The organism is Rathayibacter sp. Leaf185, from assembly GCF_001423885.1.
Classification (GTDB): domain Bacteria; phylum Actinomycetota; class Actinomycetes; order Actinomycetales; family Microbacteriaceae; genus Rathayibacter.
In genome coordinates this window covers 1-25,155 of record NZ_LMPP01000005.1, presented here as the reverse complement: position 1 = coordinate 25,155, position 25,155 = coordinate 1, and the positions used below count along the sequence as shown (strand labels likewise).

Sequence of the window (25,155 nt, the reverse complement as noted above, 5' to 3'; positions counted from 1 at the left end):
ATGAACGACAGTACGACCGACACGAACGCCGGTACGGGCCACGATGCCGTGGCCGCCCGCCCGCGGACCCTGGCCGAGAAGGTCTGGGACGACCACCTCGTATCGAAGGGCCAGGACGGCACTCCCGACCTGATCTACATCGATCTGCACCTCGTGCACGAGGTGACCAGTCCGCAGGCCTTCGACGGCCTGCGCCTGGCCGGCCGTCCCGTCCGCCGCCCCGATCTCACGATCGCCACCGAGGACCACAACACCCCGACGGTCGGCATCGACCGTCCGATCGCCGACCTGACGAGCCGTACCCAGATCGAGACCCTGCGCCGCAACTGCGCCGAGTTCGGTGTGCGCCTGCACTCGCTGGGCGACGTGGAGCAGGGCATCGTCCACGTCGTCGGGCCCCAGCTGGGTCTCACCATGCCCGGCATCACGGTGGTCTGCGGCGACTCGCACACGTCCACTCACGGCGCCTTCGGTGCGATGGCGTTCGGCATCGGCACCAGCGAGGTCGAGCACGTCATGGCGACCCAGACGCTGCCGCTGAAGCAGTTCAAGACGATGGCGATCACGGTCGACGGCACCCTGCGCGAGGGCGTGACGGCGAAGGACATCATCCTGGCCGTCATCGCGAAGATCGGCACAGGAGGCGGTCAGGGCTACGTCCTCGAGTACCGCGGCTCCGCGATCCGCGCGCTCTCGATGGAGGGCCGCATGACCATCTGCAACATGTCGATCGAGGCGGGCGCGCGTGCCGGCATGGTCGCTCCCGACGAGACGACCTTCGCCTATCTGAAGGGCCGCCCGCACGCCCCCGCCGGGCAGGACTGGGACGACGCCGTCGAGTACTGGCGCACCCTGCCCACCGACGAGGGCGCCGTGTTCGACGCCGAGGTCGTCCTCGACGCCGACGAGCTCGAGCCGTTCGTCACCTGGGGCACGAACCCCGGCCAGGGCGTCTCGCTCTCGCAGGCCGTCCCCGACCCGGAGTCGATCGAGGACCCGAACGAGCGCTCGAACGCCCGCCGCGCCCTCGAGTACATGGATCTCGAGGCGGGGACCCCGATGAAGGAGATCCCGGTCGACGCGGTCTTCATGGGCTCCTGCACCAACTCGCGCATCGAGGACCTCCGTGCGTTCGCCTCTGTGATCGCGGGACGCACCAAGGCGCCCGGCGTCCGCGTCATGGTCGTCCCCGGCTCCGCCCGTGTGCGCATCGAGGCCGAGGCGGAGGGCCTCGACAAGGTCTTCCTCGACTTCGGGGCCGAGTGGCGCTTCGCCGGCTGCTCGATGTGCCTCGGGATGAACCCCGACCAGCTCGCTCCGGGGGAGCGCTGTGCGTCGACCTCGAACCGCAACTTCGAGGGCCGCCAGGGCAAGGGCGGGCGCACCCATCTGGTCTCGCCGCTGGTCGCCGCGGCGACCGCCGTGCGCGGCACCCTTTCCAGCCCGTCCGATCTGGAGCCCGCTCGCGAACTGGTGGAGGCCTGATCATGCAGAAGTTCGAGACCGTCACCGCCATCGCCGCACCGCTCAAGCGGAGCAACGTCGACACCGATCAGATCATCCCGGCGGTGTTCCTCAAGCGCGTCACCAAGACCGGTTTCGAGGACGCCCTCTTCTACGGCTGGCGCCAGGAGGAGGACTTCGTCCTCAACCAGGCGCCCTTCCGCGGGGCGGGCATCCTCGTCGCCGGGCCCGACTTCGGCACCGGCTCGAGCCGCGAGCACGCGGTCTGGGCGCTGCGCGACTTCGGCTTCACCGTCGTGCTCTCCTCCCGCTTCGGCGACATCTTCCGGGGCAACTCCGGCAAGCAGGGGCTGCTGGCCGCCGCGGTCGCCGAGGACGACATCGAGCGCATCTGGGCGATCATCGACGCGCAGCCGGGAATAGAACTCACCGTCGATCTGGTTGCCCGTACGGTCACCGCCGGTGGCGAGACCTTCCCCTTCGAGATCGACGACTACACACGATGGCGCCTGATCGAGGGGCTGGACGACATCGGTCTGACCCTGCGCGACGAAGCGCTCATTTCCGAATTCGAGACCCGTCGCGCGAGCTGGCGGCCCAAGACATTGCCGGTGAAATAGCGTGAACACACTTCTTCAGGACGCCAGGACGGCACTTCAGGATGCGAAGGCGGCGGGGGCCAGGGTGGGGATGACGACCGAGCGGATCACGATCAACGGCGGGCGACCGCTGAAGGGTCGCATCGAGCTCAAGGGCGCGAAGAACCTCGTCACCAAGGCCATGGTCGCGGCCCTCCTCGGCGAGACCGCGTCGACCCTGCGCGACGTCCCCGACATCAGCGACGTCCGCGTCGTGAAGGGCCTCCTCGAGGTCCACGGCGTCAAGGTGAAGCAGGGCCCCGAGGTGGGCGAGCTCATCCTCGACCCCTCCAACGTCGAGTCGGCGCACATGGCCGACATCGACGCGCACGCGGGCTCCAGCCGCATCCCGATCCTGTTCTGCGGACCCCTCCTGCACCGCCTCGGCGAGGCGTTCATCCCCGACCTCGGCGGCTGCCGGATCGGCGATCGCCCGATCGACTACCACCTCGAGGTGCTGCGCAACTTCGGCGCCATCGTCGAGAAGCTCCCCTCCGGCATCCGCATGTCGGCGCCCGAGGGACTGCACGGCGCGAAGGTGTCGCTGCCCTACCCGAGCGTCGGAGCGACCGAGCAGGTCCTGCTGACCGCGGTCCGCGCCTCCGGCATCACCGAGCTCTCCGGCGCCGCGATCGAGCCCGAGATCATGGATCTCATCAACATCCTGCAGAAGATGGGCGCCATCATCTCGGTCGACACCGACCGCGTGATCCGCATCGAGGGCGTCGAGCGCCTCTCGGGCTACACCCACCGCGCCCTCTTCGACCGCAACGAGGCCGCCTCCTGGGCCGCCGCGGCCCTCGCGACCGACGGCGACATCTTCGTCGGAGGCGCACGCCAGCAGGAGATGACGACCTTCCTCAACGTCTTCCGCAAGGTCGGCGGCGCGTTCGAGATCGCCGAGGACGGCATCCGCTTCTACCACCCCGGTGGCGAGCTCAAGCCCGTGATCATCGAGACCGATGTGCACCCCGGCTTCATGACCGACTGGCAGCAGCCGCTCGTGGTGGCGCTGACCAAGGCCAAGGGCGTCTCGATCGTGCACGAGACGGTCTACGAGCAGCGCTTCGGGTTCGTCGACGCCCTCGTCGAGATGGGCGCCACCATCCAGATCCACCGCGAGTGCCTCGGCGGGCAGGCCTGCCGCTTCGGCCAGCGCAACTTCATGCACTCCGCCGTCATCTCCGGTCCGTCGAAGCTGCACGGAGCCGACATCGTCGTCCCCGACCTGCGCGGAGGCTTCTCGCACCTGATCGCGGCGCTCTCGGCCGAGGGCACCTCCTCGGTCTCGAACGTCGGCATCATCAGCCGCGGCTACGAGAACTTCCTCACCAAGCTCGAGCTGCTCGGCGCCGACTTCTCGCTCGACGCGTAGGGCTCCTGCTCGAGGGAACCCCGGATCGTCGATGCCGCCTGCTCCTGCAGGCGCTCTCGACGGCCCGGGGTTCCGTCGTCCGGCCCGGGCGCGCGCAGTCGGGCTCCCCGGCGCGGGGATGCGAGGATGGGCGGGTGTCTGAACGCAGTCGTCCCTCCGTCTTCTGGTTCCTCGCGGCGGCGGTGATCCCGACGCTGACCGCCTCCGTCGACCTGCGGGTCCGCGATATCGACAAGATCCCCCGGACCGGCGCGTTCGTGTTCGCGCCGAACCACTACAGCGAGATCGACCCCTTCATCACGGGCTGGACTCTGTGGCGGGCGGGTCGTGCGCCGCGCTTCCTCGCGAAGGCGTCGCTCTTCACGGTCCCCGTCGTCGGCGCCGTCCTCCGCGCTTCCGGGCAGATCCCCGTCGAGCGCGCCGGCTCGGTGCGGGGGAGCCAGCCGCTCCAGGCGGCGAAGGACCTGGTCGACCGCGGTGGCTCGGTGCTGATCTATCCCGAGGGCACGCTCACCCGCGACCCCGAGCTGTGGCCGATGCGCGGCAAGACGGGCGCAGTGCGGATGGCGCTGCAGTACGGCCTCCCGGTCATCCCGATGGCGCACTGGGGCACGCAGCAGCTCATGGGGCGCTACTCCAAGAAGGTCACGCTCTTCCGGCGGAAGCGGGTCGACGTCCTGATCGGCGACCCCGTCGACCTGTCCGCGTTCCGCGGGCGCAGCCTCGACTCCGCGACCCTGAACGAGGCGTCGGCGGTCGTGATGGCCGCGATCACGGCGCTCCTCGAGGAGCTGCGCGGCGAGACGGCGCCCGAGAAGCGCTGGAACCCGGCCGAGCACAACCAGAAGGGGACGGGTCGCTTTGAGTCCGAGCAGTAGAGGCCAGAAGCGCCCGATCCCGGTCCCGCGCCGGGTGGCGGTGCTCGGCGCCGGCAGCTGGGGGACCACGTTCGCCAAGATCCTCGCCGACGGCGGCTCCGAGGTGGTCATGTGGGCGCGCCGAGCCGAGCTGGCGCGGGAGATCACGGAGGCGAAGCGCAACAGCGACTACCTCCCCGGCATCAACCTGCCCCGCAACATCCGTGCCACGCCGCGGATCGAGGAAGCGCTCGAGGGCGCCGACCACGTCTACCTCTCGATCCCGTCGCAGACCCTGCGCGGCAATCTCGAGGCCATCACCCCGTTCCTCACCGAGCGCACCGTCCTCGTCAGCCTGATGAAGGGTGTCGAGAAGGGCACGGGGCTGCGGATGAGCGAGGTGATCCTCCAGGTGCTGCCGATCGATCCGAGCAGGATCGCGGTCGCCTCAGGGCCCAATCTCGCCCTCGAGATCGCCAAGGAGCAGCCGACCGCCGCAGTGATCGCCTCCGAGAACCTCGTCACGGCGCAGGAGGTGGCACTCGCCGCCACCAACCGCTACTTCCGCTCGTTCGTCAACACCGACGTGATCGGGACCGAGTTCGGCGGCGTGCTGAAGAACCTGATCGCGGTGGCGATCGGCATCGTCGACGGGGTCGGCTACGGCGAGAACACGAAGGCGTCGATCATGACGCGCGGCCTCGCCGAGATGACCGACTTCGCGGTCGCCTACGGAGCGAAGGCCGAGACCATGTCGGGGCTCGCCGGCCTCGGCGACCTCATCGCCACCTCGAGCTCGTCGCTCTCGCGCAACAACACGGCCGGGCGCCTGCTCGGCCAGGGCTACAGCTTCACCGATGTCGTCAAGTCGATGCAGCAGACGGCGGAGGGGCTCGCCTCGGTCGCGCCGGTGCTCGAGCTCGCCCGCGCCAGGGGTGTCGACATGCCCATCGTCGAGCAGGTGTCGCAGGTGCTCGCCGGTACGCTCGACCCGAAGGACATCGCGCCGCACCTGACCACGGATTCGGACGAGCCTCAGGGTGAGAGGAACCTCGATGACCAGCAAGCTCCGCGTGGCCGTTCTGTTCGGGGGGCGCTCAAGCGAGCACTCGATCAGCTGCGCAACGGCGGCGGGGGTGCTGCGGGCGATCGACCGTGACCGCTTCGAGGTGATCCCCGTCGGGATCACGCGCGACGGTGCGTTCGTGCTCGAGGAGGACCGTCCCGAGAAGTTCGCGCTCGATGCGGCCGCCCTGCCCGAGGTCGTCGACAACGGCAGCCGCGTGCGCTGGCCGGAGTCGGCGGTGTCACGTGAGCTGACCGTCTCGGACGGCGGTGGCGAACGCTCGCTGGGCGACGTCGACGTCGTGTTCCCGATCCTGCACGGCCCGTGGGGCGAGGACGGCACCATCCAGGGGCTGCTCGAGCTGATCGGCCTGCCGTACGTCGGCTCCGGCGTGCTCGCCTCGGCGCTCGGGATGGACAAGCACTTCACCAAGACGGTCCTGCGGGCGGCCGGCATCGCCGTCGCGCCCTGGTACACCGTGACCGAGTCGGAGTGGCGCGTCGACCAGGGTGACGCCGCCGCCGCCCTCGACGGCCTCGGACTGCCGGTGTTCGTGAAGCCGGCCCGGGCCGGGTCGAGCGTCGGGGTGAGCCGCGTCGACGAGCGCTCGCAGCTGGGCGCCGCGCTCGAGGAGGCGTTCGCGCACGACTCGCGCGTGCTCATCGAGTCGGGGATGGCCGGCCGCGAGATCGAGATCGGCGTGCTCGGCGCCTTCGGCGGCGCCCCGGCCCGCACCTCGGTGGCGGGCGAGGTCGTCGTCTCGGGCGGCGGCTTCTACGACTTCGAGGCCAAGTACCTCGGCGCGGCGGGCATCGATCTGATCTGCCCGGCCGACCTGACCGCCGAGGAGCTCGCCGAGATGAGCGCGCTCGCCGTGCGGGCGTTCGAGTCGATCGGTGCCGCGGGGCTCGCGCGCGTCGACTTCTTCCTCACCGCGGAGGGCTTCGTCATCAACGAGATCAACACGATGCCGGGCTTCACTCCGATCTCGATGTTCCCGCGGATGTGGGGTGCGAGCGGCGTGGACTACCCGGACCTGATCGGCGAGCTGATCGACCTCGCGCTCGAGCGGCTCCCGGTCGCCGCGCAGTGACCCTCGACCTCCGCGTCGACCCGGAGGAGTCCGCCGCGCCGTTCGAGCAGATCCGGGAGCAGATCGCCGGGCTGGTCGCCGAGGGGGCGCTGCCGCTGGCGACGCGGCTGCCTCCGGTGCGCGTCCTGGCCGAGCAGCTCGGGGTCGCTCCGGGAACGGTGGCACGCGCGTACAAGGAGCTGGAGGCGGCCGGAGTCGTCGAGACCCGCGGCCGTGCGGGGACGATCGTCGCGGGCGGCATCGAGGGTGTCGAGCGCGAGCTGCAGCTCGCCGCCTCGGTCTACGTCGACCGCGCCCGGGCGCTGGGCGCGCCCGCCGACCAGGCGCTGCGCGTGGTGAGCGGCGCTCTCGGCGCCTGAAGCCGCTCCGCGGCACGCCCTCTCACCGCTGCGGCAGAGTCAGCCGGTCGGGGTGCCCGTCGTGTCGAGGGTGTCGGTGTCGGACACGTCCGTGCACTCCCTGTCCTGGGGGAGGTAGGAGACGGCGTTCGCGAGGTCGGTGACGGCCGAGGTCCCGGAGGCGCGGCTCTGGTCGACCGTGATCTCGACGGCCGGGTCGCGACCGTAGGTGGTCAACGTGTAGACGTCCTCATCGGCCCGCGTCTCGTCGATGATCCAGTCGACGCCGTTGACGGAGACGCAGAGGTCGGTGGTGGGCCCGGGAGGCTCGACCCCGCAGTGCAGGATGACGGCGGCCGGCGTGCCCCACGCTGCCGTGCCCTGCGCGTCCGTCTCGCGCTCGGGCTGCTCGGCGACGACATCGGGCAGGCGCACCGACACCTCGGCGCAGCCCTCGTTCGTCGCGTCGGCGGCCGGCTCGAGGGGGACGGCGGCGGCGCACCCCGAGAGCAGGAGCACGGCGGACAGGGCGACGAACGGGGTGCGGAGGCGGCGAGCGGACATCGATCGCAACGCTAGCGTGTCGACCATGGAACCGGATCCGAGCCCCACCCTGGCCGAGCTCAGCGAGGGCGAGGTCCTCGCGCGGGTGCTGCGGAGGCTCGGCGGAGACTCCGGAGCAGAGACGCTCGTCGGGCCGGGCGACGACTCCGCCGTGCTGCGCGCGCCCGACGGCCGCTTCGTCGTGACCACGGACATGATGGTGCACGGCCCCGACTTCCGGCTCGCCTGGTCGACGCCGTTCGATCTCGGCTGGAAGGCCGCGGCCTCGAACCTCTCGGACGTCGCGGCGATGGGCGCGCGACCGACCGCGCTGGTCGTGGCGATCGCCGCGCCGCAGGGCCTCGGGGTCGATGTCCTCGAGGGCATCGCCGACGGACTCGCGGCAGGCTGCGCCGCGATGGCACCGGGCTGCGCGGTCGTGGGCGGCGACCTCTCCGCCTCCACGACGCTGACCCTGGCGATCACCGCCTTCGGGTCGCTCGACGGCCGAGCGCCCGTGCTGCGCAGCGGCGCCCGGCCAGGAGACGTGGTCGCGACGGCGGGGACGCTGGGCGCGGCCGGCCTCGGGCTGCGCCTCCTGTTCGAGCAGGCGCAGGCGCAGGGGGAGCCGTCCGCGGAGCTCGCGCGGGGCCTGCGCGAGCGGCTCCCCGAGGTGCTCGACGCGCAGCTGCGGCCCACGCCGCCGATCGCGGCCGGGATCGCGGCGGGCGCCGGGGCCACGGCGATGATGGACGTCTCGGACGGCGTCGTGCTCGACGCCCGCCGGATGGCGAGGGCGAGCGGAGTCGTCGTCGACCTCGACCCCGTCGCCGTCGACCGGCACGCGGGACTGCTGCCCGGGGTCGACCCGGCCCTCGCCCGCGCCCTCGTGCTGGGCGGCGGGGAGGACCACGCGATGCTCGCCTGCTTCCCCAGCGCCGTGGCGCTGCCTCCGGGCTTCACCGCCCTCGGCGTCGTCCGCGAGGGCGACGCGGAGGTTCGGCTCGGCGGCGAGGCCCTCCTCGACCGCGGGGGTTGGGACCCCTACCTGGGCTGGGACGGCGCGGCGGGCTGATCGGCCGCGGGCGAGGCCCACCAGATCGTCGTCTCGCCGTAGTCCTTGCGCTTGTCGCGCTCGAGCCCGGCCGGCCAGCGCGGCTCGGGGCTGCGGGAGCTGCGCTCCACGACCACGACGGCGTCGTCGCGGAGGAGCGGCAGCACGCCCGCGAGGTCGGAGGCGAGGTCGTCCTCGGGCAGGTCGTAAGGCGGATCGAGGAAGACCGTGTCGACGTTGAGGGCGGGCGACCCGTCGAGGAAGGAGCGGACGGAGGCGATCGCCACCTCGATCCTCGGACGGGTCACCCGGTTCGACGCCGCGGAGGAGAGGATGGCGCGCGCGTTCTCGCCCGCGGTGCGTGCCGCCTTCGGGTCGCGCTCGACCAGCACGACGGAGCTCGCGCCCCGGCTGGCTGCCTCGAGCCCGAGGGCGCCGGAACCGGCGTAGAGATCGACGACCGTCGCTCCGTCGAGGGCGTCGCGCGCCTCGAGAGCCGAGAAGACCGCCTCCCGGACCCTGTCGCTGGTGGGCCGGGTCCCGGTGCGCGGGACGCGGAGGGTGAGGGATCCGGCGAAGCCGGCGATGATCCTGGTCACCGACCCGAGCATACGGCGCCGGAGCCTCCCGGGAGACCCCTGCGAACCCTGAGCCGTTTTCCTGCTCGGACTGCGAGAATCACCAGCTATGACGTCCCTCGACTCGCACCCCTCCACTGTCGGCTCCGCTCCTGGCACGGACGCGTCGATGTCGCGGGAGGAGTTCACCGAGCACTGCGCTGCGATCCTGTCGAATCTGACCCGGGTGATCGACGGCAAGGACGCCGAGGTCTCGATGGCGCTGACGGTGTTCCTCGCCGGCGGCCACCTTCTGATGGAGGACGTCCCGGGTACCGGGAAGACGGTGCTGGCCAAATCGCTCGCCGCCTCCGTCGGCGGCAGCGTGTCGCGGATCCAGTTCACGCCCGACCTGCTGCCCTCCGATGTCACCGGAGTCTCGGTCTACAACCAGGCGACGCGCGACTTCGAGTTCAAACCCGGCCCCGTGTTCGCCAACGTGCTGATCGGCGACGAGATCAACCGGGCATCGCCGAAGACGCAGTCGGCGCTCCTGGAGTGCATGGAGGAGCGGCAGGTCTCGGTCGACGGCATCACGCACATCCTGCCGCGGCCGTTCGCGGTCGTCGCGACGCAGAACCCGGTCGAGATGGAGGGCACGTACAGCCTCCCGGAGGCGCAGCGCGACCGCTTCATGGCGCGCCTCTCGCTGGGCTACCCCGACGAGCGCGCCGAACTCGAGATGATCCGCACTCGCGACGCTCGGAGCCCGCTCGAGGAGCTGCGGCCGGTCGTCACCCGTGATCAGCTCGAGCGGATGATCGACTACGTGCAATCGGTCTACGTCGCGCCGCCGGTGCAGGAGTACGTCGTCGCGATCATGCAGGCGACCCGCATCGATCCCGAGCTGCGTCTCGGCGGCAGTCCGCGGGCGACCCTCCAGCTCATCGCAGCGGCGAAGGCGCTCGCCGCCATCAACGACCGCGACTTCGTCGTACCCGACGACATCGACACCCTCGCGGTCCCTGTCCTCGGCCACCGTCTGCTGCCGGCCACCCGCCTGCCGGGCCGCTCCGGGACGAGTTCCTCCCACTCCGTGACCGAGATCGTGCAGCGGATCGTCGCCGCCACCCCGGTGCCCTTCAGCGGCCGTGGCGCCTGAGCCGCGGGCGGGCGACTCGCCCTCGACGCGCATCGGAGCGCTCCCGGCTCTCGCGGGCGTCGCGCTGACGGTGCGCGGCTGGTCGTTCGTCGTCCTCGGGACGGCCTCGATCATCGTCGCGCCGCTGCTGGGCTTCCGCGAGCTGCTGTTCGTCGGGCTCGTGCTGCTCGGCCTGCCCCTCGGTGCCGTCGTCTCGCTCGTCCCGGGCAGCCCGGTGCTGCAGGTGCAGCGTCGGTTCGCGCCCCGCGTGGTCGCGGTCGGCGACGTGGTCGAGGTCGACGTGCTGGTCGAGAACCGCGGCGGGCCGCTCCGGGCCGGCGCCCGCGCGGAGGACCGTCTCGAGCGGGTCGAGCGCGGTGAGGCGGCCGGCCGGGTCGTCGCGCGCGGCGGGTTCGCCCTTCCTCCGATCGCCGCGGCGGGGAGCGGTGCGGGACGCGTCCGCGCGCGCTACCGGCTTCCCGCGGGTCGGCGGGGGATCCACCGCATCGGGCCGCTCCGCCTCGTGCGCGGCGATGCGCTGGGGCTGGCGCTGCGCGAGAGCGCCGCGGGGGCCGCTCAGCCGTTCGTCGTGACTCCGCGGGCCGTACCGCTGCAGAGCGACGTGCTCGACGCCCACGGCGCGGGCGGATCGAGCCCCGTCGCCCACGCGACGGCCGGAGCCGGGACCGACGACGTCATCCCGCGCGACTACCGCCCGGGCGACGCGATGCGTCGGGTGCACTGGCGCGCCAGCGCGCGATCGGGTGAGCTGAAAGTGCGCCAGGACGAGCAGAACACCGACCCGCACGCCTGGATCCTGCTGGAGACCAGAGCGAGCCGCATGCTCGACGGGCGCGGCGACGAGCGCTTCGAGTGGGCCGTCTCGATGACCGCCTCGCTCGCCGTCCACCTCCTCGACCGCGGCTTCGAGACCCATCTGGTCGAGACCGGCTCGAGCGGAGGCCTGGACCCGTCGGAGGACGGGCTCGAGGTCGCGCACGACGTGCTGCTCCGCCTCGCCGAGCTCGAGGCGGCCACCGATTCGGTCGAGGCCGTCGGCCGCGTCGCGGGCGAGATGCGCGAGGCCGGAGGAGTCCGACCGGTCTTCGCCGTGCTCTCGCGCCTCCGCGAGGAGGATCTGGCCTCGCTCGCCTCCCTCGCCGCCCACGCCCGCCCCGCTCTGGCGTTCGTCGTCGGCGGCAGCCCCGAGGAGGAGGCGGTGCTCACCTCGCTCGGCTGGTACACCGTCCCGGTCTCGGTCGGCACGCGCATCGAGGAGGCCTGGGCCGACGCCCTCGCCCTCCGGGTGGTCGCGTGACCCGCCGCGACAGCCGGGCCGGCTCGGTCCTGCTCAGCGTCCTGCTCTGGCTGGCGATCGTCGCCGCGGCCTCGGGCACCGGGCGCCTCCTGTCGGGGGTCGGCTGGCTCGTGCAGCTCGCCGTGGCCGTCGGCCTCGTCCTCGCCGTCCCGGCAGGGGCGAGGGCGCTGCGCGCGCACCCGGTCGTGCCGCCGATCCTCGCCACCCTGACGGCCGTCGTGGTCGTGACGGCGATGTTCGTGCCCGCGCGCTCCCTCCTCTTCGTCATCCCCACGCCGTCGGCCCTCGCCGATGCGCGGGCGCTCGCTCAGGCGGGCTTCACCTCGATCGCTCAGCAGGGTCTGCCCGCGGTCGCCGATCAGGGGATCGCCTTCCTCCTGGTCGGCGGGGTCGTGGTGCTCGCGTGGGCCACCGATCTGTTCGCGTTCTCGGTCCGGCTCCCCGCGCTCGCCGGCCTGTTCCCGGCGGCGCTGCTCGCGGTGCCCGCTGTGATCGACCCCGCCGACGTGTCCTGGGCGAGCCTGATCGTCACCACGCTCCTCTACGTCGCGATCCTCGCGGTGAGCGCGCGCCCGCGGCGACCCGGTGCGAGCCGTCCGTCGTTCGCGTCGGCCGCGCCTGCGACGGCGGTCGTCGGCGTGGTCGTGGTCGTGGCGGGGCTGCTCGCAGGTTCCGCCAGCGGATACGTCCGCACCAACACCTCGTCCGGAGTCTCGGGCACGCTCTTCAACGGCTCCATCGACCCGGTGGTCGCCCTCGGTGCCGATCTGCGCCGCCCCGACCCCGTCACGGTCCTCCGGTACGCCACCGATTCCGATCTGCCGGTCTACCTCCGGGTTCTCACCGTCTCCGATTTCGAGGGCGAGAACTGGGCGCCGAGCGCGACGGAGGAGACCGCTCCGATCGATGCGCCCATCGTCCCCGAGGGACTCGCCGACAGCGTGCCCCGGCTGAGCGAGGAGGTCGACGTCTCGGTCGAGACGCTCCGGAGCCAGTGGCTGCCGGTGCCGTACCCGGTCGAGTCGCTGAGCGGAGTCGGCGACGGCTGGCTCCAGGACGTGCAGGACGGCTCGATCCGGGGCGACGCGACCACTCGCGCCGGGGACGACTACGACGTGCAGGCGCTGCGTCTCGAGCCCGACCCGCAGCAACTCCTCGACGCTCCGGCGCCGCAGGGGCTCGACCGCTACCTGACCCTTCCCGACGATCTGCCCGAGATCGTGCGGACGACGGCTGAGCAGGTGACCGCCGACGACACCACGGCGTACGATCGCGCTCGATCGCTGCAGTCCTACTTCCGCTCGTCCGAGTTCACCTACTCCGAGGACACCCCCGCCGAGGAGGGCTACGACGGCGACGGCGTCGGCGTGCTGGAGGCGTTCCTGACCGTCCGCGAGGGGTACTGCGTGCACTTCGCGTCGGCGATGGCGGTGATGGCGCGTGATCTCGGCATCCCGTCCCGACTCGCGATCGGCTATCAGCCGGGTTCGGTCGTCCCGGCCGCCGACAGCGACCTCACGAACTACCGCGTGATGTCCTCCGACCTGCATGCGTGGCCCGAGCTCTACTTCGAGGGTGTGGGCTGGCTGCCCTTCGAGCCGACTCCGAGCCGCGGTGCTCCGGCGTCGTACACGCTCCCGAACGCGACGTCCTCGTCGGGGTCGAGCACTCCGGGTGCGACGTCGAGCGCGGCGGCCGGGACGACTCCGGAGGCGAGCGCGGCTCCGACGGCGACCGCTGCCACCTCGACGGCCACGGCCGGCGCCCTCGGCGGGACGTCCGTGTCGGCGGCGCCCGCGGTCACCGCCTGGGTGCTCCTCCTCCTGGTGCTGCTGGTGCCCTGGCTGCTCCGCGTCGTCCAACGGGCACTCCGGCGGCGGGCTGCCGAGGGCGGATCGACCGAGGCGGCGTGGACCGAGCTGCTGGCGAGCGCTCGGGACCTCGGTGTCCCGGTCGAGACGACCGCGACACCTCGCGCGCAGGAGGCTCTGATCGCCGCGTCCCTCGGGGGCGACGAGGCGCGGGAGGCCCTGAGGGGTCTTCGCCGCACCCTCGAGCACGTCCGGTACGCGCCGTTCGCTGCAGAGGCCGTCTCGTCCTGGGACGCGTCGACCCGGGTCGTCGCGTCGCTCCGGACCGAGGTGGGCGTGCCCCGTCGTGTGTTCGCCGCAGTTCTGCCGCGATCCGCGTTCACCCCGCAGCGACGTCCGACGTCCGCTCTATGATCGCAAGGTGAATCCCGACCCCCTCGACGCAGGCCTCGCAGCGGTCGTCGGCCCGCGCACCGCGGCCGCCGTCGAGAAGGCGTTCGGCTACCGCACCGTGGGCGAGCTGCTCGGTCACTACCCTCGGCGCTACGCGAAGCGCGGCGAGCTGACAGCGCTGTCGCAGCTGCCCGTCGGCGAGAGTGTCACGATCGTGGCCGAGGTGCGCGAGGTGCACGAGCGTCCGATGAAGAACCGCAGGGGGAGCCTCCTCGAGGTGATCATCTCGGACGGCACGGGCACCCTCTCGCTCACCTTCTTCGGTCAGCCGTGGCGCAGGTCGCAGCTGCACCGGGGGGCGCGGGGGATCTTCGCCGGCACCGTCTCGATGTTCCGCACCACCAAGCAGCTCACCCATCCCGACTACCGCCTCTTCGACGACGACGAGGCCGTCGCGGCGGGCGGGGTCGAGCTGGCGAAGGACTGGGCCGAGCGGCCGATCCCGATCTACCCGGCGACGAGCGCTATCTCGAGCTGGCAGCTGCAGTCGGCGATGGCGGTGCTGCTCGACGGTCTGGGCGAGGTGCCCGATCCGATGCCCGAGTCCGTCCGCGCGAGCAGGTCGCTGATGCCCCTCGGCGAGGCGCTCGAGCTCATCCACCGGCCGCAGCGCGAAGGGGAGGAGGCGCAGGCGCGCCGGACCCTGCGCTTCCACGAGGCGTTCCTCCTGCAGCTCGCCCTGCTCGAGCGGCGCCTGGCCGCGAAGGCCAGCCCGGCGACCGCGCGCACGCCCTCGCTGGGCGGTCTGCTCGAGCGCTTCGACTCCGCGCTGCCGTTCGAGCTCACCGGCGATCAGCGGGAGGTCGGTGCCGAGATCGCGCTCGACCTGGCGACCGAGAACCCGATGTCGCGGCTCGTGCAGGGCGAGGTCGGCTCGGGCAAGACGCTCGTCGCCCTGCGCGCGATGCTGACGGCGGCCGAGAGCGGCGGCCAGTCGGCTCTGCTGGCACCGACCGAGGTGCTCGCCGGGCAGCATCTGCGCTCGATCGTGAAGACCCTCGGTCCCGAGCTCTCGGCGGAGCTGGTGCCGACGCTGCTCACCGGCGGTCTCGGTGCCGCGGAGCGACGGGCGGCGCTGCTGCGCATCGTCTCGGGGACAGCCAAGATCGTGGTCGGCACGCACGCGCTGCTCGGTGACAAGGTGACGTTCTACGATCTCGGGCTGGTCGTCATCGACGAGCAGCACCGCTTCGGAGTCGACCAGCGCGACACCCTCCGGCGCAAGGGCGCGCAGCCGCCGCACGTCCTCGTGCTGACCGCGACGCCCATTCCCCGCACCGTGGCGATGACGGTCTTCGGCGATCTCGACACCTCGACCATCCGCGAGCTGCCCGCGGGCCGCCCCGGCATCACGAGCCACGTCGTGTCGCTCACCGACAAGCCCGGGCTGATCGCGAGGGCGTGGGAGAGGGCGGAGGAGGAGATCCGCTCGGGTCACCAGATCTACATCGTGTGCCCGGCTATCGAGCCGGGGGAGGTGGCGGAGAGTGCCGTCGCTCCCGAGGACGCGGCGACCCCGCTCTCGACCGTCGCCGGCACGATCGAGGGCGTGCGGGCGCACCCCCTGCTCTCGCAGCGCCGCTCCGCCGCCCTGCACGGCCGCATGTCGACGGACGAGAAGGACGCCGTGATGCAGGCCTTCGCGGCCGGTGAGATCGACGTGCTCGTCTCGACGACCGTGATCGAGGTGGGCGTCGACGTCCCGAACGCGTCGATGATGATCGTCCTCGACGCCGAGCGCTTCGGGGTCTCGCAGCTGCACCAGCTCCGCGGGCGGATCGGCCGGGGCGGTGTGCCGGGCGTGTGCCTCTTCGTGACGGCGTCGGAGGCGGGGACCATCGCGCGCGAGCGGGTCGAGGCCGTCGCGGCGACGCTCGACGGCTTCGAGCTCGCCGAGGTCGACCTGGAGCTGCGACGCGAGGGAGATGTGCTCGGCGACTCGCAGTCGGGCGGGCGCTCCTCCCTCCGGCTGCTGCGCGTCGTGCAGGACGCATCGGTCATCGTCGAGGCGAGGGCTCTGGCCGAGGATCTGCTCGAGTCGGACCCGATACTCGCCGGCCACGACCGCCTCCGCGCGGCACTGGAGCGCCGAGTGCAGGATCGCGACCGCGAGTTCCTCGCGAAGAGCTGAGCCGCTCCCGTTCAGGGAGGCGTCGCCGTCGGCGGCTACGCTTTCGGCCATGGCCCGCATCGCCGTCGTCCCCGGTTCGTTCGACCCCGTCACCCTCGGGCATCTCGACGTCATCGAGCGCGCCGCGCGCCTCGTCGACGAGCTGCACGTCGTCGTCGTGCACAACCCGTCCAAGACGGCGCTGCTGCCGATCACGCAGCGCGTCGCGCTGATCGAGCAGTCGATCGCGGAGGCGGGCCTCGAGGGCACGTTCGTCGTCGCCTCGTGGAGCATGGGGCTGCTCGTCGACTACTGCACGGATGTCGGGGCGAGCGTCCTCGTCAAGGGCATCCGCTCGCAGGTCGATGTGGCCTACGAGACGCCGATGGCGATCGTGAACCGCAACCTGGCCCACGTCGAGACGGTGTTCCTCCTGCCCGACCCGGCGCACGCGCACGTCTCGAGCTCGCTCGTGCGCCAGGTCTCGAGCCTGGGCGGCGACGTCTCGCCGTACGTGCCGCCCGCGGTCGCGGAGTTCCTCACCTCCTGACCCCCGGGGGCTGCGTGCCGGCCGTCCGGACCGGGTCCTGGCAGTGCGGTCCGCGTCCGACTCCGCGGTCGGGTGGACGTCCCGCCGCCCGGGAGAATGGACGGGTGAGTGCGACGCGAGTGCAGGCCTGGACCCTCGACGGGATCCCCGAGGTGGTGCCCGGTGACGACCTGCTCGAGCTGATCCTCGCCTCCATCGCCGCCGCCCCGGCGGAGGATCGTCCCACTGACGGCGACATCCTCGTGGTCACCAGCAAGATCGTCTCGAAGGCCGAGGGCCGGCTCATCGCCGCAGAGGACCGCGAGGACGCGATCACGGCCGAGACCGTGCGGGTCGTCGCGACCCGCGCCCACGCTCACGGCGTCACGCGGATCGTCGAGAACCGCCTCGGCATCGTCCAGGCCGCAGCGGGTGTGGACTCGAGCAATGTCGCCGACGGCACCGTGCTGCTCCTGCCGGAGGATCCGGATGCCTCCGCTCGACGCCTCTGCGCGGGGCTGCGCGAGCGGCTCGGCGCGAGGGTCGCCGTGATCATCAGCGATACCCTCGGCCGCGCCTGGCGGGTGGGTCAGACCGACGCGGCGATCGGCGCGGCGGGCCTCGACGTCATCGACGATCTCCGCGGAGCCACTGACGCACTCGGGCGCACTCTCGGCGTCACCATGCCCGCCGTCGCCGACGAGATCGCGGGGCTGGGCGACCTCGTCAAGGGCAAGTCGACCGGCCGCCCGGTCGCGATCGTCCGCGGCCTCGACCGACTGATCACCGGCCTCGACGCGCCAGGGGCGCGCTCGCTGACACGCACAGGGCCCGAGGACATGTTCCGGCTCGGCGCTGACGAGGCGTACGCCGAGGGCTTCGCGGCGGGCCGGGCTGCGGCGGGGGAGCAGTGAGCGTCCGCTGGAGCGCCGTCGTCGTCTTCAAGGGCCGCGGATCGTCGAAGACGCGGCTCGAGCTCGAGGGGCGTGCAGCACTGGCCGAGGCGTTCCTCCTCGACACTCTCGCGGCCGCGCGCGCAGCGCGGGAGGTGGCGCTGCTGGTGCTGGTCACCTCCGATGCCGAAGCGGCGGCGCGCGCGATCGCGGCGGATCCCGGGCTCGTCGTCCTGGCCGATCCCGGGACCCTCAACGGCGCCGTGTCGGCCGGAGTCTCGCACTCCCTCGTCGAGCGGCCGGAGGCGCCCGTGATCGCTCTCACCGGCGACCTGCCCGCCCTCGTGCCGGTCGATCTCGACGAAGTACTGCGCGCCGCGGTCGCCCTGCCGGCCGTCGTGCCCGACCGCGCGGGAACCGGCACCACGGCGCTCCTCCTGCGTGCAGGAGCCGTGATCACGCCCTCCTTCGGCCTCGACTCGTTCGCGCGCCACCGCGCGGCGGGCTGCAGCGTCGTCGATGTCCTGCGCACCTCCTCCCTGAGGCTCGACGTCGACACCGTCGACGACCTGCGCGACGCGGAGGCGGCCGGCGTCGGCCCGCACACCGCGCTCGCCCTCGCTGCTGCGGCCTGATCCCCGCGTCGAGCGGAGCATTCAGCCGGCGAGCAGCCCCGCCTCGAAGGCGACGGTGAGGGCGCGGTCGATCGCCAGCGGGACGCCGTCGACCGCACGGATCGGGACTGCGCGCCGCGTACTCGAGACGAGCCACGCCGCCTCGGCCCCGGCGAGCGCGGCGACCGGGAGCTCGCGCCGGGCGGAGTCGATCCCGCGGTCGGAGCCGAGCGCCAGCACCCGCGAGACCGTGGTCCCGTCGAGGATCCCGCGACCTGCGACCGGTGTCGTCAGCACACCGTCGAGCAGCAGCACCAGGCTCGACGTCGCCCCCTCGAGCAGCCAGCCGTCGCTCGTGCGCCAGACCACGTCGTCGGCGTCGCGGAGGCGCGCCTCGCGCAGGGCGGCCCGCGTGACGGCTCCCGAGGTGGTCTTCACACCGCCGAGCAGCCACGGCGCCGCGTCCGTCGCGCCGCGGGCCCAGCCGCGCTCGAGGACGGCCACCGCGACTCCGCTCGCGCGCAGGGCGCCGGAGTCGGGGGTCGGCTCGACGCGGACGGTGCAGCGCGCCCCCTCGGCGTCACGGTAGGCGGCCACGAGACGCACCGAGAGGTCGTCCCCCTCGTCGTGCTGGTCGAGTGCGAGAGACACGGCTGCGGTCCAGGCCTCGTCGTCCGGGAGCCGGAGCCCTATCGCCTCCGCCGACGCCCGGAGCCGGTGCAGGTGCTCCTCGAGCCCGTGCGGCCGGCCGTGGATCACGGCGAGCGTCTCGAAGATCCCGTCGCCGCGCAGGTAGCCCGGCTCGTCGACGCGCACGAGCCCTGCGGCAGGATCACGCAGCAGTACGGAACCGGAGACGATCTCGACGAGGACGGGGGAGCTCATGTCCCCCATCCTGGACCCCACTGCGGATCAGCGGACGGCCAGACCGGCTGCAACGTCCTCGGGAGTCGTGAGTTCGCGCGGCGTCGACGGGCGCAGACCCTCGTCGGCGCGGACATCGGCCGCCGCCACCACGTCGACGTCGAGCCCCGTCAGCTCGCCGATCAGCGACACTGCGACCTGGAAGGTCCGGAATCCACCGAGGGGCACGACGCCCTCGCGCGTGATCCCCTCGACGAGATCGGTCTGATCGAGCAGGTATGCGCTCGTCGCGAGGGTCTCGCCGTCGGGGCTCCACACCGCGATCTTCCAGAACCGGAGTGGGATCGCGACGCCTCGGTACACGGGATCGTCCTCGGCCAGCACGGGCCCGGTGAAGACGTCGAGGCGGGTGCGCCAGGTCTGCGCGTAGTCGAGGACCAGGGTCTCGAGGCCGAGCCACAGCTCCTTCGACTGGTTGAAGCCGCTGGCCTGCGGTGCTGCGTTCGTGTAGCAGAAGCTGTCGACGTTGGCCGCGCGCGCCTCCGTCGCCTCACCCCACACCGGGTCGCGGCGGCGGACGAGGTGACCGCGGTCGAAGTCGTTGCGAGCGTAGACCTCGGGGCCCGTCTGCTCGGAGGCCGGGATGCGGTCGTCGAGATGCCAGTCGTCGCCACGACCGAGCTCGACCAGCCGGGCACCGTCGATGTTCACCGCGGTCGACAGCGCGAGCCGCCGCTCCGGATCCAGCAGCACTTCGAAGTGCGTGTACGGCAGCATCCTCGTCGCGCGCTCGGCGGCCGGGCGGAGCGGGCCGACCTCCGGGCCGAGGAACGAGCCGTCGAAGCCGCTCACTCCTCGACGTCCCCGGTCGGCGTGGACGTCGGTGTCGCCACCGGCGTCTCCGTGGCGGTCGGCGCGGGAGTCGCCTCCGGAGTCTCGCTCGCGGACGGCGCCGGCGCGGGAGCCTGCGTCGCCGGGGCAGGGACCTGCGAGCCGTTGCTCACGAGCAGGGTGATGCTCGAGTAGCGCGGAACGGTCGTCCCGGCGCCCGGATCCGTGCCCGCGACGGTTCCCGCGGCTGCGCCCGAGTCGACGGTCGCGCCCTCCTCGACGTCGAAGCCGAGGTCCTCGAGGGTCTCGGTCGCGTCGTCGACCGACTGGCCGGACACGTTCGGAACGGTCACCTGGCGGCCGTTGAGCAGTGCACTGGACGGCTCGGCGAAGTCGTCGCCGCCGAACTTCTCATCGGCGCGGGTCATCACCGCGTTCCAGATGTAGTGGCGGATGTTCGAGGCGTACGGCCGGCTCTCGAGGTCGGAGTTCGGGAAGCGCACCTCGCGCATCGAGACGTGACCATCGATGTTGCCCACCCAGACGACCGTCGCGACGCGCGAGCTGGCGCCGTCCATCCAGGTCGACTCGGCGTTGTCGGTGGTCCCCGTCTTGCCGATGTGCTCGATCCCGTCGTCGGGATCGGACTGCGCGGCGGTTCCCGAGGAGACCACGCGCTGCAGGGCGTAGTTCGCGACCGCCGTGAGCTCGGGGCTGAGCGCCTGGTTGCAGGTCGACACGGGCGGCGGCACCGCGGCACCGGAGGCGTCGGTGATCGAGTCGATCGCGATCGCCGAGCAGGCGGTGCCGTTGTTGGCGAACCCGGCGAAGGCCGTGACCATCGAGAGCGGCGAGATGAGGGTGTCGGAGCCGAGGATCGAGGACGGCTTGTAGTCGACCTCGCCGCCGTCGGCCGCCTTCACTCCGAAGGCGACGGCCTGATCGCGGATCGCGCAGAGGTCGAGCTGCTGCGCCATCGAGACGAAGACGGTGTTGATCGACTGCATCGTCCCGTTCAGGACGCTGTAGCTGCCGTTCTCGCCCTCGTCGTTGTTGACCTCGTACGAGGTCTCGTCCTCACCGCCGGGTGCGCAGCTCGCCGGGAAGCCCTCGAAGGTGCGCTCGCGACCGTTCACCGTCTCGAACAGGGTGTGGCCGTTGGCGAGCCACTGCGCCAGCGTGAACACCTTGTACGTCGACCCGACCTGGAAGCCGGCGGAGCCTCCGTAGGCCGTGTCGGTGTTGAAGTTCACGGCGGAGAAGTTCGCGCCGTTCACCGACCCGGCGGCGTCGTAGTCCTTGTTCTGCACCATCGCGAGGATGCGACCCGTGCCGACCTCCATCGAGACGGTCGAGCTGCCGATGTTGGTGTCGTTCGTCGGCACCTTCGGCACTGCCGCGTTCGTGGCGTTCGTGGCCGTGTCCTGCAGGTCGCGGTCGAGGGTCGTGTAGATCTTGTAGCCGCCGCGCTGGAAGTTGGCGAAGCGGGTGTTCTCGGTGTCGCCGAAGGCCGGGTCGTTCTGGATCACGCGGGTGACGTAGTCGCAGAAGTAGGCCGCGTTCCCGGCCGTCTGGCACCCGGTCTGGATCGGATTGACCGCGGGGACGACCTCTTCGGCTGCGGCCGCATCGTGATCGGCCTGCGTGATCTTCCCCTCCTGGAGCATCTGGTCGAGGACGTAGTCGCGGCGGACCTTGTTCGCGGCGATGTTCTCGGGGTCGTCGATGCGCAGGTTGTTGGGGTTGTTGACGGTGGCGATGAGGCTGGCCGACTGCGCCAGCGTCAGGTTCGCGGCGGTCGTCGAGAAGTAGTACTCGGCTGCCGCCTGGATCCCGTAGACCTGCCCGCCGAACCCGGCGATGTTGAGGTAGCCGAGGAGGATGTCGTCCTTGCTGTACTTCTTCTCGAGGTCGACGGCGAGTTTCATCTCTTTGAGCTTGCGTGCGGGAGTGGTCGCGGTCGCCTCGGCGTAGGCGGCCTCGGAGGCGGCCTCGTCGGTGTCGCTCAGCGACTCCGCCTTCTGCACGAGCACGTTCTTGACGTACTGCTGCGTGATCGAGGATCCGCCCTGGAGGTCGTCGCCGACCAGATTGCTGAGGACCGCGCGGATCGTGCCCTGCAGGTCGACTCCGCCGTGCTCGTAGAAACGCGGGTCCTCGGTGGCGACGGCCGCGTCCTTCACGAACTGGCTGACCTGGTCGAAGGCGACCTCCTCGCGGTTCTGCGCGTAGAAGGAGGCGAGCAGCTGGTCGGAGCCGTCGGCGTTCTTGGCGTAGATCTCGGTCTTCTGCGCCAGCTGGCCCAGCTCGAGGTACTCCGGAACGGTCTCGAACAGACCGACGGGGTTGTTCTCGGCGAGGCCGGTGACGGCGAGGGCGGGCGTGACGCCGACGGTGATCAGCAGACCGCCGGCGATGCTCGCCCCGGCGATCGCGAGCACGCGGGCGAGCATGCCGCCGCGGGTGGTTCCTTGCGCAGACATGGCTACGAGAGTAGGCGACGAGTCTGGATCCGCGGCGCCGCCTCCTTCCGTGGCGCTCGGAGTACGGTGAGCGGATGAGCCGGAAGCCGCAGTGAGTGCCACCGTGGACCCCGCGGAGAAGGGGCGGCGCGCCGTCCTCGTCGTGGCGGTCCTCGCCTCCTTCGTCGCGTTCCTCGACGGGACCGTCGTCAACGTGGCGCTCCCGGCGATCTCGCGGGAGCTCGGCGGGGGACTCGTCACCCAGCAGTGGGTGGTCGACGGCTACCTGATCACGCTCGGCGCGCTGATCCTGGTGGCGGGCTCGCTCGCCGACCGTATCGGCCGTGCCCGGAGCATGACGATCGGGCTCATCGGATTCGGCGTGACCTCTCTGCTCTGCGCTGCGGCGCCGACCGCGGAGGTGCTGATCGTGGCGCGGATGCTGCAGGGTGCGGCGGGGGCGATCCTCGTCCCCAGCTCGCTCGCGCTGATCATCGCAACGGTGCGCGGCGCCGCCCAGGCGAAGACGATCGGCGCGTGGACGGCCTGGACCGGTACCGCGACGATCGCCGGCCCCGTGATCGGCGGACTCCTGGTCGATGCCGGGTCGTGGCGCTACGTCTTCGCGCTCAACATCGTGCCGATCGCCGTCACTCTCGTGCTGCTGCGCCGGCTCGGACACATCGACTCCGGGAGTCGCGTGCCGATCGACGGTGTCGGTGCGGTGCTCGGAGTGGTCGGCCTCGGTGGCCCGGTCTTCGCGCTCATCGAGCAGGAGCGCCTCGGCTTCGACGACCCGCTCGTGCTGACCGCACTGGTCGGCGGAGTGGCGTCGCTCATCGCGTTCGTGCTCTGGGAGCGGCGGGCGCCGCATCCGATGCTGCCGCTGTCGCTGTTCGCGACGCGCAACTTCACCGTGGGCAACGTGGCGACCGCCATGATCTACGGCGCGCTCTCGTTCGGCTTCTTCGCACTCGGGCTCTTCCTCCAGCAGGGGCTGGGCTTCTCGGCGACCCTCGCGGGCGTGGCGACGCTGCCGCCGACGATCCTGCTGCTCCTGCTGTCGCAGTACGCGGGGTCCCTGTCGGCGCGATTCGGGCCGCGGCTGTTCATGGGGCTGGGCCCGCTCGTCGCGGGTGGCGGGTTCCTCCTGATGGTGGGTGCGAGCGAGCCGGGGGACTACCTGACGCGGCTGCTGCCCGGGATCGTGCTGTTCGGTCTGGGCCTCGCCGTGACGGTCGCGCCGCTGACCTCGACGATCCTCGGCGCGGTCTCGAGCGAGCACAGCGGAGTCGGCTCCGCCGTCAACAACGCGGTCTCGCGCATCGCGGGCCTCGTGGCCATCGCCGCGACGTCCCTCATCGTCGGCGACACCCTCGACGCGGGCGGCTTCGCCCGCGCCGCGCTCGCGACCGCCGCCCTCCTGATCGCCGGCGGCATCGTCTCCCTGGTCGGCATCCGCAACCCGTCGCGCACCTGACGTCGCCTCTCCGGCGGTTCCACTCACCCCCCTGGTCATCGGTCGTCCCGCTTCCCGGGCCCGGGGACAGACACCGCACGCGCAGGACGTGCCAGTGAGGCCCGTCTCGCTTCAGGCTTGCGCATCGACGCGGCCCGAGTCAGGACGGGCCCGACCGCTGATGGTGTGTCGGCGAAGCGCGGCGGTGCGGGTGGCCGTCCTGGGAGGGCGGGTGGTCGGGTGGTGAGGCGGCGGCCGGAAGGAGTGGTCCAGTCGGCGGTCCCGTCGGGTTGGAGGCGGTAGGTCCAGCGGTCGCCGTGGCGGACGTGGTGGTGGGCGGTGCAGAGGCAGGCGAGGTTGTGGAGGGAGGTGTCGCCGCCGTTGCGCCATTCGGTGGTGTGGTCGGCCTCGGAGGTGGAGGCGGGGCGGGTGCAGCCGGGGAAGCGGCAGGTCTGGTCACGCAACTGGAGGTGCAGGCGCATCTGCGGGGGTGGGACGCGGTGGGTGCGGCCGACGGAGACCACGGCTCCGGTGCTCGGGTCGGTCAGGACACGGGTGACGGTGGCGGCGACACCGGCGAGTTCTCGCGCAACGGCGGCAGGGATCGCTCCGTAGCCGTCGAGGTCGGCGCGGGGGTCTCGCCGTCGGAGAGCGGAGTGGTGCCGGCGATGTCGCCGTCGCAGAGCAGATCGGTNTGGGTGCGGCCGACGGAGACCACGGCTCCGGTGCTCGGGTCGGTCAGGACACGGGTGACGGTGGCGGCGACACCGGCGAGTTCTCGCGCAACGGCGGCGGGGATCGCTCCGTAGCCGTCGAGGTCGGCGTGAGCGTCGTCGAGGCCGGCGGCGGTGCTCGCAGCGAGGGTCAGCCGCACGTCCGCGCGGATTCCGGGGACGAAGGTCGGAGCCGTCGTTCCGTCGCCGACCGGGGTGGTGCCGGCGATGTCGCCGTCGCAGAGCAGATCGGTGAGGGCGTCGGCGCGCAGCTGCGCGAGGGTCCGCTGGTCTCCGTGAGTGCCGTCGCCGTCGCGGAGGGTGCGGGCGATCCGGTCGAGGCGGTTGTACGCGCCGACCGCGTCAGGCGCCGGAAGGTACGCGGACAGGGTCGCCATCCCGTCGATCTCCGGGGTCAGCCACACTCCGCGGTTCTCCTTCGCGCGGGCGTGCCGCTTCTCGAGGGGCTGGTCGTGCAGTTCGTCGCGCAGCCTGTCGACCGCGCGCCGCAACTGCGTCGGCGTCGTCGCGAGCGCGAGCTCGGAGGCGCGTCCGTCGAACTCGGCGAGCGACTCCTCGGGCAGTGTCGCCGCGACGGTGCAGATCACCTCGCCCGCTCGCCACCGGATCCGCGCCGCCGCGAGCGCCGCCCGGGTCAGCGGCAGGTCCTCGACGAGCAGGGGCGCGCGTTCCAGCGTCGATCTCCGGGGTCAGCCACACTCCGCGGTTCTCCTTCGCGCGGGCGTGCCGCTTCTCGAGGGGCTGGTCGTGCAGTTCGTCGCGCAGCCTGTCGACGGCGCGTCGCAGCTGCGTCGGCGTCGTCGTGAGCGCGAGCTCGGCAGCGCGCTCGTCGAACTCGGGGAGCGACTCCTTGGGCAGCAGCGCGGCGACCGAGCAGATCACCTCGGCCGCCCGCCACCTGATCCGCGCGGCCGCGAGCGCCGCCCGGGTCAGCGGCAGGTCCTCGACGAG

Annotated in this window: 22 protein-coding genes; 16 read left to right on the top strand and 6 right to left on the bottom strand. The window is 72.0% G+C overall.

Translation table 11 applies throughout. The features are described 5' to 3' along the window. The 7 genes from leuC (at position 1) to ASG06_RS16140 (ending at position 6,852) form a co-directional block, all read left to right on the top strand. A complete protein-coding gene (leuC, locus tag ASG06_RS16170) occupies positions 1 to 1,485 on the top strand; it encodes a 3-isopropylmalate dehydratase large subunit (RefSeq protein ID WP_056044413.1) in 1,485 nt (494 codons plus the stop codon). A gap of 2 nt (positions 1,486 to 1,487) precedes the next feature. Continuing rightward, a complete protein-coding gene (leuD, locus tag ASG06_RS16165; protein WP_056044411.1) occupies positions 1,488 to 2,084 on the top strand; it encodes a 3-isopropylmalate dehydratase small subunit in 597 nt (198 codons plus the stop codon). 70 nt (positions 2,085 to 2,154) lie between these two features. After that, positions 2,155 to 3,477 (top strand): UDP-N-acetylglucosamine 1-carboxyvinyltransferase, encoded by a 1,323-nt coding sequence (gene murA, locus ASG06_RS16160; protein ID WP_156466014.1) that lies wholly within the window; start codon positions 2,155 to 2,157, stop codon positions 3,475 to 3,477. Between the two features lie 134 nt (positions 3,478 to 3,611). Beyond that, complete coding sequence (locus tag ASG06_RS16155) at positions 3,612 to 4,355, top strand: lysophospholipid acyltransferase family protein (protein ID WP_056044406.1); 744 nt, start codon at positions 3,612 to 3,614, stop codon at positions 4,353 to 4,355. A 40-nt stretch (positions 4,356 to 4,395) separates the two neighbouring features. Then, positions 4,396 to 5,493, top strand: coding sequence for an NAD(P)H-dependent glycerol-3-phosphate dehydrogenase (locus ASG06_RS16150; RefSeq protein WP_197409442.1), 1,098 nt, complete (start codon positions 4,396 to 4,398; stop codon positions 5,491 to 5,493). Next, entirely contained in the window at positions 5,390 to 6,493 is a 1,104-nt protein-coding gene (locus ASG06_RS16145) for a D-alanine--D-alanine ligase family protein (protein WP_056044401.1), read from the top strand. The genes ASG06_RS16150 and ASG06_RS16145 overlap by 104 nt, the downstream gene beginning before the upstream one ends. Beyond that, positions 6,490 to 6,852, top strand: a complete 363-nt coding sequence (locus ASG06_RS16140) for a GntR family transcriptional regulator (RefSeq protein WP_056044399.1) — start codon at positions 6,490 to 6,492, stop codon at positions 6,850 to 6,852. The genes ASG06_RS16145 and ASG06_RS16140 overlap by 4 nt, the downstream gene beginning before the upstream one ends. 39 nt (positions 6,853 to 6,891) lie before the next feature. Here ASG06_RS16140 and ASG06_RS16135 read toward each other — a convergent pair whose 3' ends face one another. Beyond that, the gene (locus tag ASG06_RS16135) at positions 6,892 to 7,395 is read right to left on the bottom strand and encodes a DUF3515 domain-containing protein (protein WP_056044397.1); all 504 of its coding nucleotides are present in this window, start codon (positions 7,393 to 7,395) and stop codon (positions 6,892 to 6,894) included. Positions 7,396 to 7,420: 25 nt separating this feature from the next. Here ASG06_RS16135 and thiL point away from each other — a divergent pair, with 25 nt between their 5' ends. Beyond that, positions 7,421 to 8,449, top strand: a complete 1,029-nt coding sequence (gene thiL, locus ASG06_RS16130) for a thiamine-phosphate kinase (protein WP_056044395.1) — start codon at positions 7,421 to 7,423, stop codon at positions 8,447 to 8,449. Here the strand turns inward: thiL and rsmD are convergent. Next, positions 8,419 to 9,027, bottom strand: a complete 609-nt coding sequence (rsmD, locus tag ASG06_RS16125) for a 16S rRNA (guanine(966)-N(2))-methyltransferase RsmD (protein ID WP_056044639.1) — start codon at positions 9,025 to 9,027, stop codon at positions 8,419 to 8,421. The genes thiL and rsmD overlap by 31 nt on opposite strands. Before the next feature lie 88 nt (positions 9,028 to 9,115). On the opposite strand from rsmD, the gene ASG06_RS16120 reads away from it, so the two are divergent. From ASG06_RS16120 to cofC, 7 genes are all read left to right on the top strand, one after another. Further along, positions 9,116 to 10,147, top strand: a complete 1,032-nt coding sequence (locus tag ASG06_RS16120) for an AAA family ATPase (protein ID WP_442965617.1) — start codon at positions 9,116 to 9,118, stop codon at positions 10,145 to 10,147. After that, on the top strand, positions 10,137 to 11,444 hold the full coding sequence (locus ASG06_RS16115) for a DUF58 domain-containing protein (protein WP_056044389.1): 1,308 nt from the start codon (positions 10,137 to 10,139) through the stop codon (positions 11,442 to 11,444). The genes ASG06_RS16120 and ASG06_RS16115 overlap by 11 nt, the downstream gene beginning before the upstream one ends. After that, positions 11,441 to 13,669: a transglutaminase family protein gene (locus ASG06_RS16110; protein WP_056044387.1), complete on the top strand. Its 2,229-nt coding sequence runs from the start codon at positions 11,441 to 11,443 to the stop codon at positions 13,667 to 13,669. Before ASG06_RS16115 ends, ASG06_RS16110 begins: the two co-directional genes overlap by 4 nt. A 7-nt stretch (positions 13,670 to 13,676) precedes the next feature. Continuing rightward, complete coding sequence (locus ASG06_RS16105; RefSeq protein ID WP_056044385.1) at positions 13,677 to 15,839, top strand: ATP-dependent DNA helicase RecG; 2,163 nt, start codon at positions 13,677 to 13,679, stop codon at positions 15,837 to 15,839. Between the two features lie 49 nt (positions 15,840 to 15,888). Next, positions 15,889 to 16,368 carry a pantetheine-phosphate adenylyltransferase gene (gene coaD, locus ASG06_RS16100; RefSeq protein ID WP_056044384.1) on the top strand — a complete coding sequence of 160 codons (480 nt, stop codon included), beginning with the start codon at positions 15,889 to 15,891 and terminating at the stop codon, positions 16,366 to 16,368. Positions 16,369 to 16,472: 104 nt separating this feature from the next. Then, the gene (gene cofE / locus ASG06_RS16095; RefSeq protein ID WP_056044382.1) at positions 16,473 to 17,261 is read left to right on the top strand and encodes a coenzyme F420-0:L-glutamate ligase; all 789 of its coding nucleotides are present in this window, start codon (positions 16,473 to 16,475) and stop codon (positions 17,259 to 17,261) included. Continuing rightward, positions 17,258 to 17,875, top strand: coding sequence for a 2-phospho-L-lactate guanylyltransferase (gene cofC / locus ASG06_RS16090; protein WP_056044380.1), 618 nt, complete (start codon positions 17,258 to 17,260; stop codon positions 17,873 to 17,875). The genes cofE and cofC overlap by 4 nt, the downstream gene beginning before the upstream one ends. Before the next feature lie 21 nt (positions 17,876 to 17,896). Here the strand turns inward: cofC and ASG06_RS16085 are convergent, their stop codons facing one another. The 3 genes from ASG06_RS16085 to ASG06_RS16075 are packed head-to-tail and all read right to left on the bottom strand — an operon-like array spanning position 17,897 to position 22,032. Further along, positions 17,897 to 18,739 (bottom strand): aminotransferase class IV, encoded by an 843-nt coding sequence (locus ASG06_RS16085; RefSeq protein WP_056044377.1) that lies wholly within the window; start codon positions 18,737 to 18,739, stop codon positions 17,897 to 17,899. A 27-nt stretch (positions 18,740 to 18,766) separates the two neighbouring features. Beyond that, positions 18,767 to 19,570, bottom strand: coding sequence for a DNA/RNA non-specific endonuclease (locus ASG06_RS16080; protein WP_056044375.1), 804 nt, complete (start codon positions 19,568 to 19,570; stop codon positions 18,767 to 18,769). Continuing rightward, positions 19,567 to 22,032, bottom strand: a complete 2,466-nt coding sequence (locus ASG06_RS16075) for a transglycosylase domain-containing protein (protein WP_082499300.1) — start codon at positions 22,030 to 22,032, stop codon at positions 19,567 to 19,569. Before ASG06_RS16075 ends, ASG06_RS16080 begins: the two co-directional genes overlap by 4 nt. A 91-nt stretch (positions 22,033 to 22,123) precedes the next feature. On the opposite strand from ASG06_RS16075, the gene ASG06_RS16070 reads away from it, so the two are divergent. Continuing rightward, a complete protein-coding gene (locus tag ASG06_RS16070; RefSeq protein ID WP_056044370.1) occupies positions 22,124 to 23,491 on the top strand; it encodes an MFS transporter in 1,368 nt (455 codons plus the stop codon). Between the two features lie 674 nt (positions 23,492 to 24,165). Here the strand turns inward: ASG06_RS16070 and ASG06_RS20695 are convergent. Beyond that, positions 24,166 to 24,878 (bottom strand): DUF222 domain-containing protein (locus ASG06_RS20695; protein ID WP_442965618.1); only part of this gene is annotated, 713 nt, incomplete at its 3' end. Between the last annotated feature and the right edge of the window lie 277 nt (positions 24,879 to 25,155).

Bases quoted from the DNA above. Each gene is read 5' to 3' on its own strand.
- ASG06_RS16120 (WP_442965617.1), top strand. From the start codon at position 9,116: ATGACGTCCCTCGACTCGCACCCCTCCACTGTCGGCTCCGCTCCTGGC.
- ASG06_RS16085 (WP_056044377.1), bottom strand. From the start codon at position 18,739: ATGAGCTCCCCCGTCCTCGTCGAGATCGTCTCCGGTTCCGTACTGCTG.
- murA (WP_156466014.1), top strand. From the start codon at position 2,155: ATGACGACCGAGCGGATCACGATCAACGGCGGGCGACCGCTGAAGGGT.
- ASG06_RS16135 (WP_056044397.1), bottom strand. From the start codon at position 7,395: ATGTCCGCTCGCCGCCTCCGCACCCCGTTCGTCGCCCTGTCCGCCGTG.
- ASG06_RS16075 (WP_082499300.1), bottom strand. From the start codon at position 22,032: ATGTCTGCGCAAGGAACCACCCGCGGCGGCATGCTCGCCCGCGTGCTC.
- ASG06_RS16145 (WP_056044401.1), top strand. From the start codon at position 5,390: ATGACCAGCAAGCTCCGCGTGGCCGTTCTGTTCGGGGGGCGCTCAAGC.
- leuD (WP_056044411.1), top strand. From the start codon at position 1,488: ATGCAGAAGTTCGAGACCGTCACCGCCATCGCCGCACCGCTCAAGCGG.
- leuC (WP_056044413.1), top strand. From the start codon at position 1: ATGAACGACAGTACGACCGACACGAACGCCGGTACGGGCCACGATGCC.
- coaD (WP_056044384.1), top strand. From the start codon at position 15,889: ATGGCCCGCATCGCCGTCGTCCCCGGTTCGTTCGACCCCGTCACCCTC.
- thiL (WP_056044395.1), top strand. From the start codon at position 7,421: ATGGAACCGGATCCGAGCCCCACCCTGGCCGAGCTCAGCGAGGGCGAG.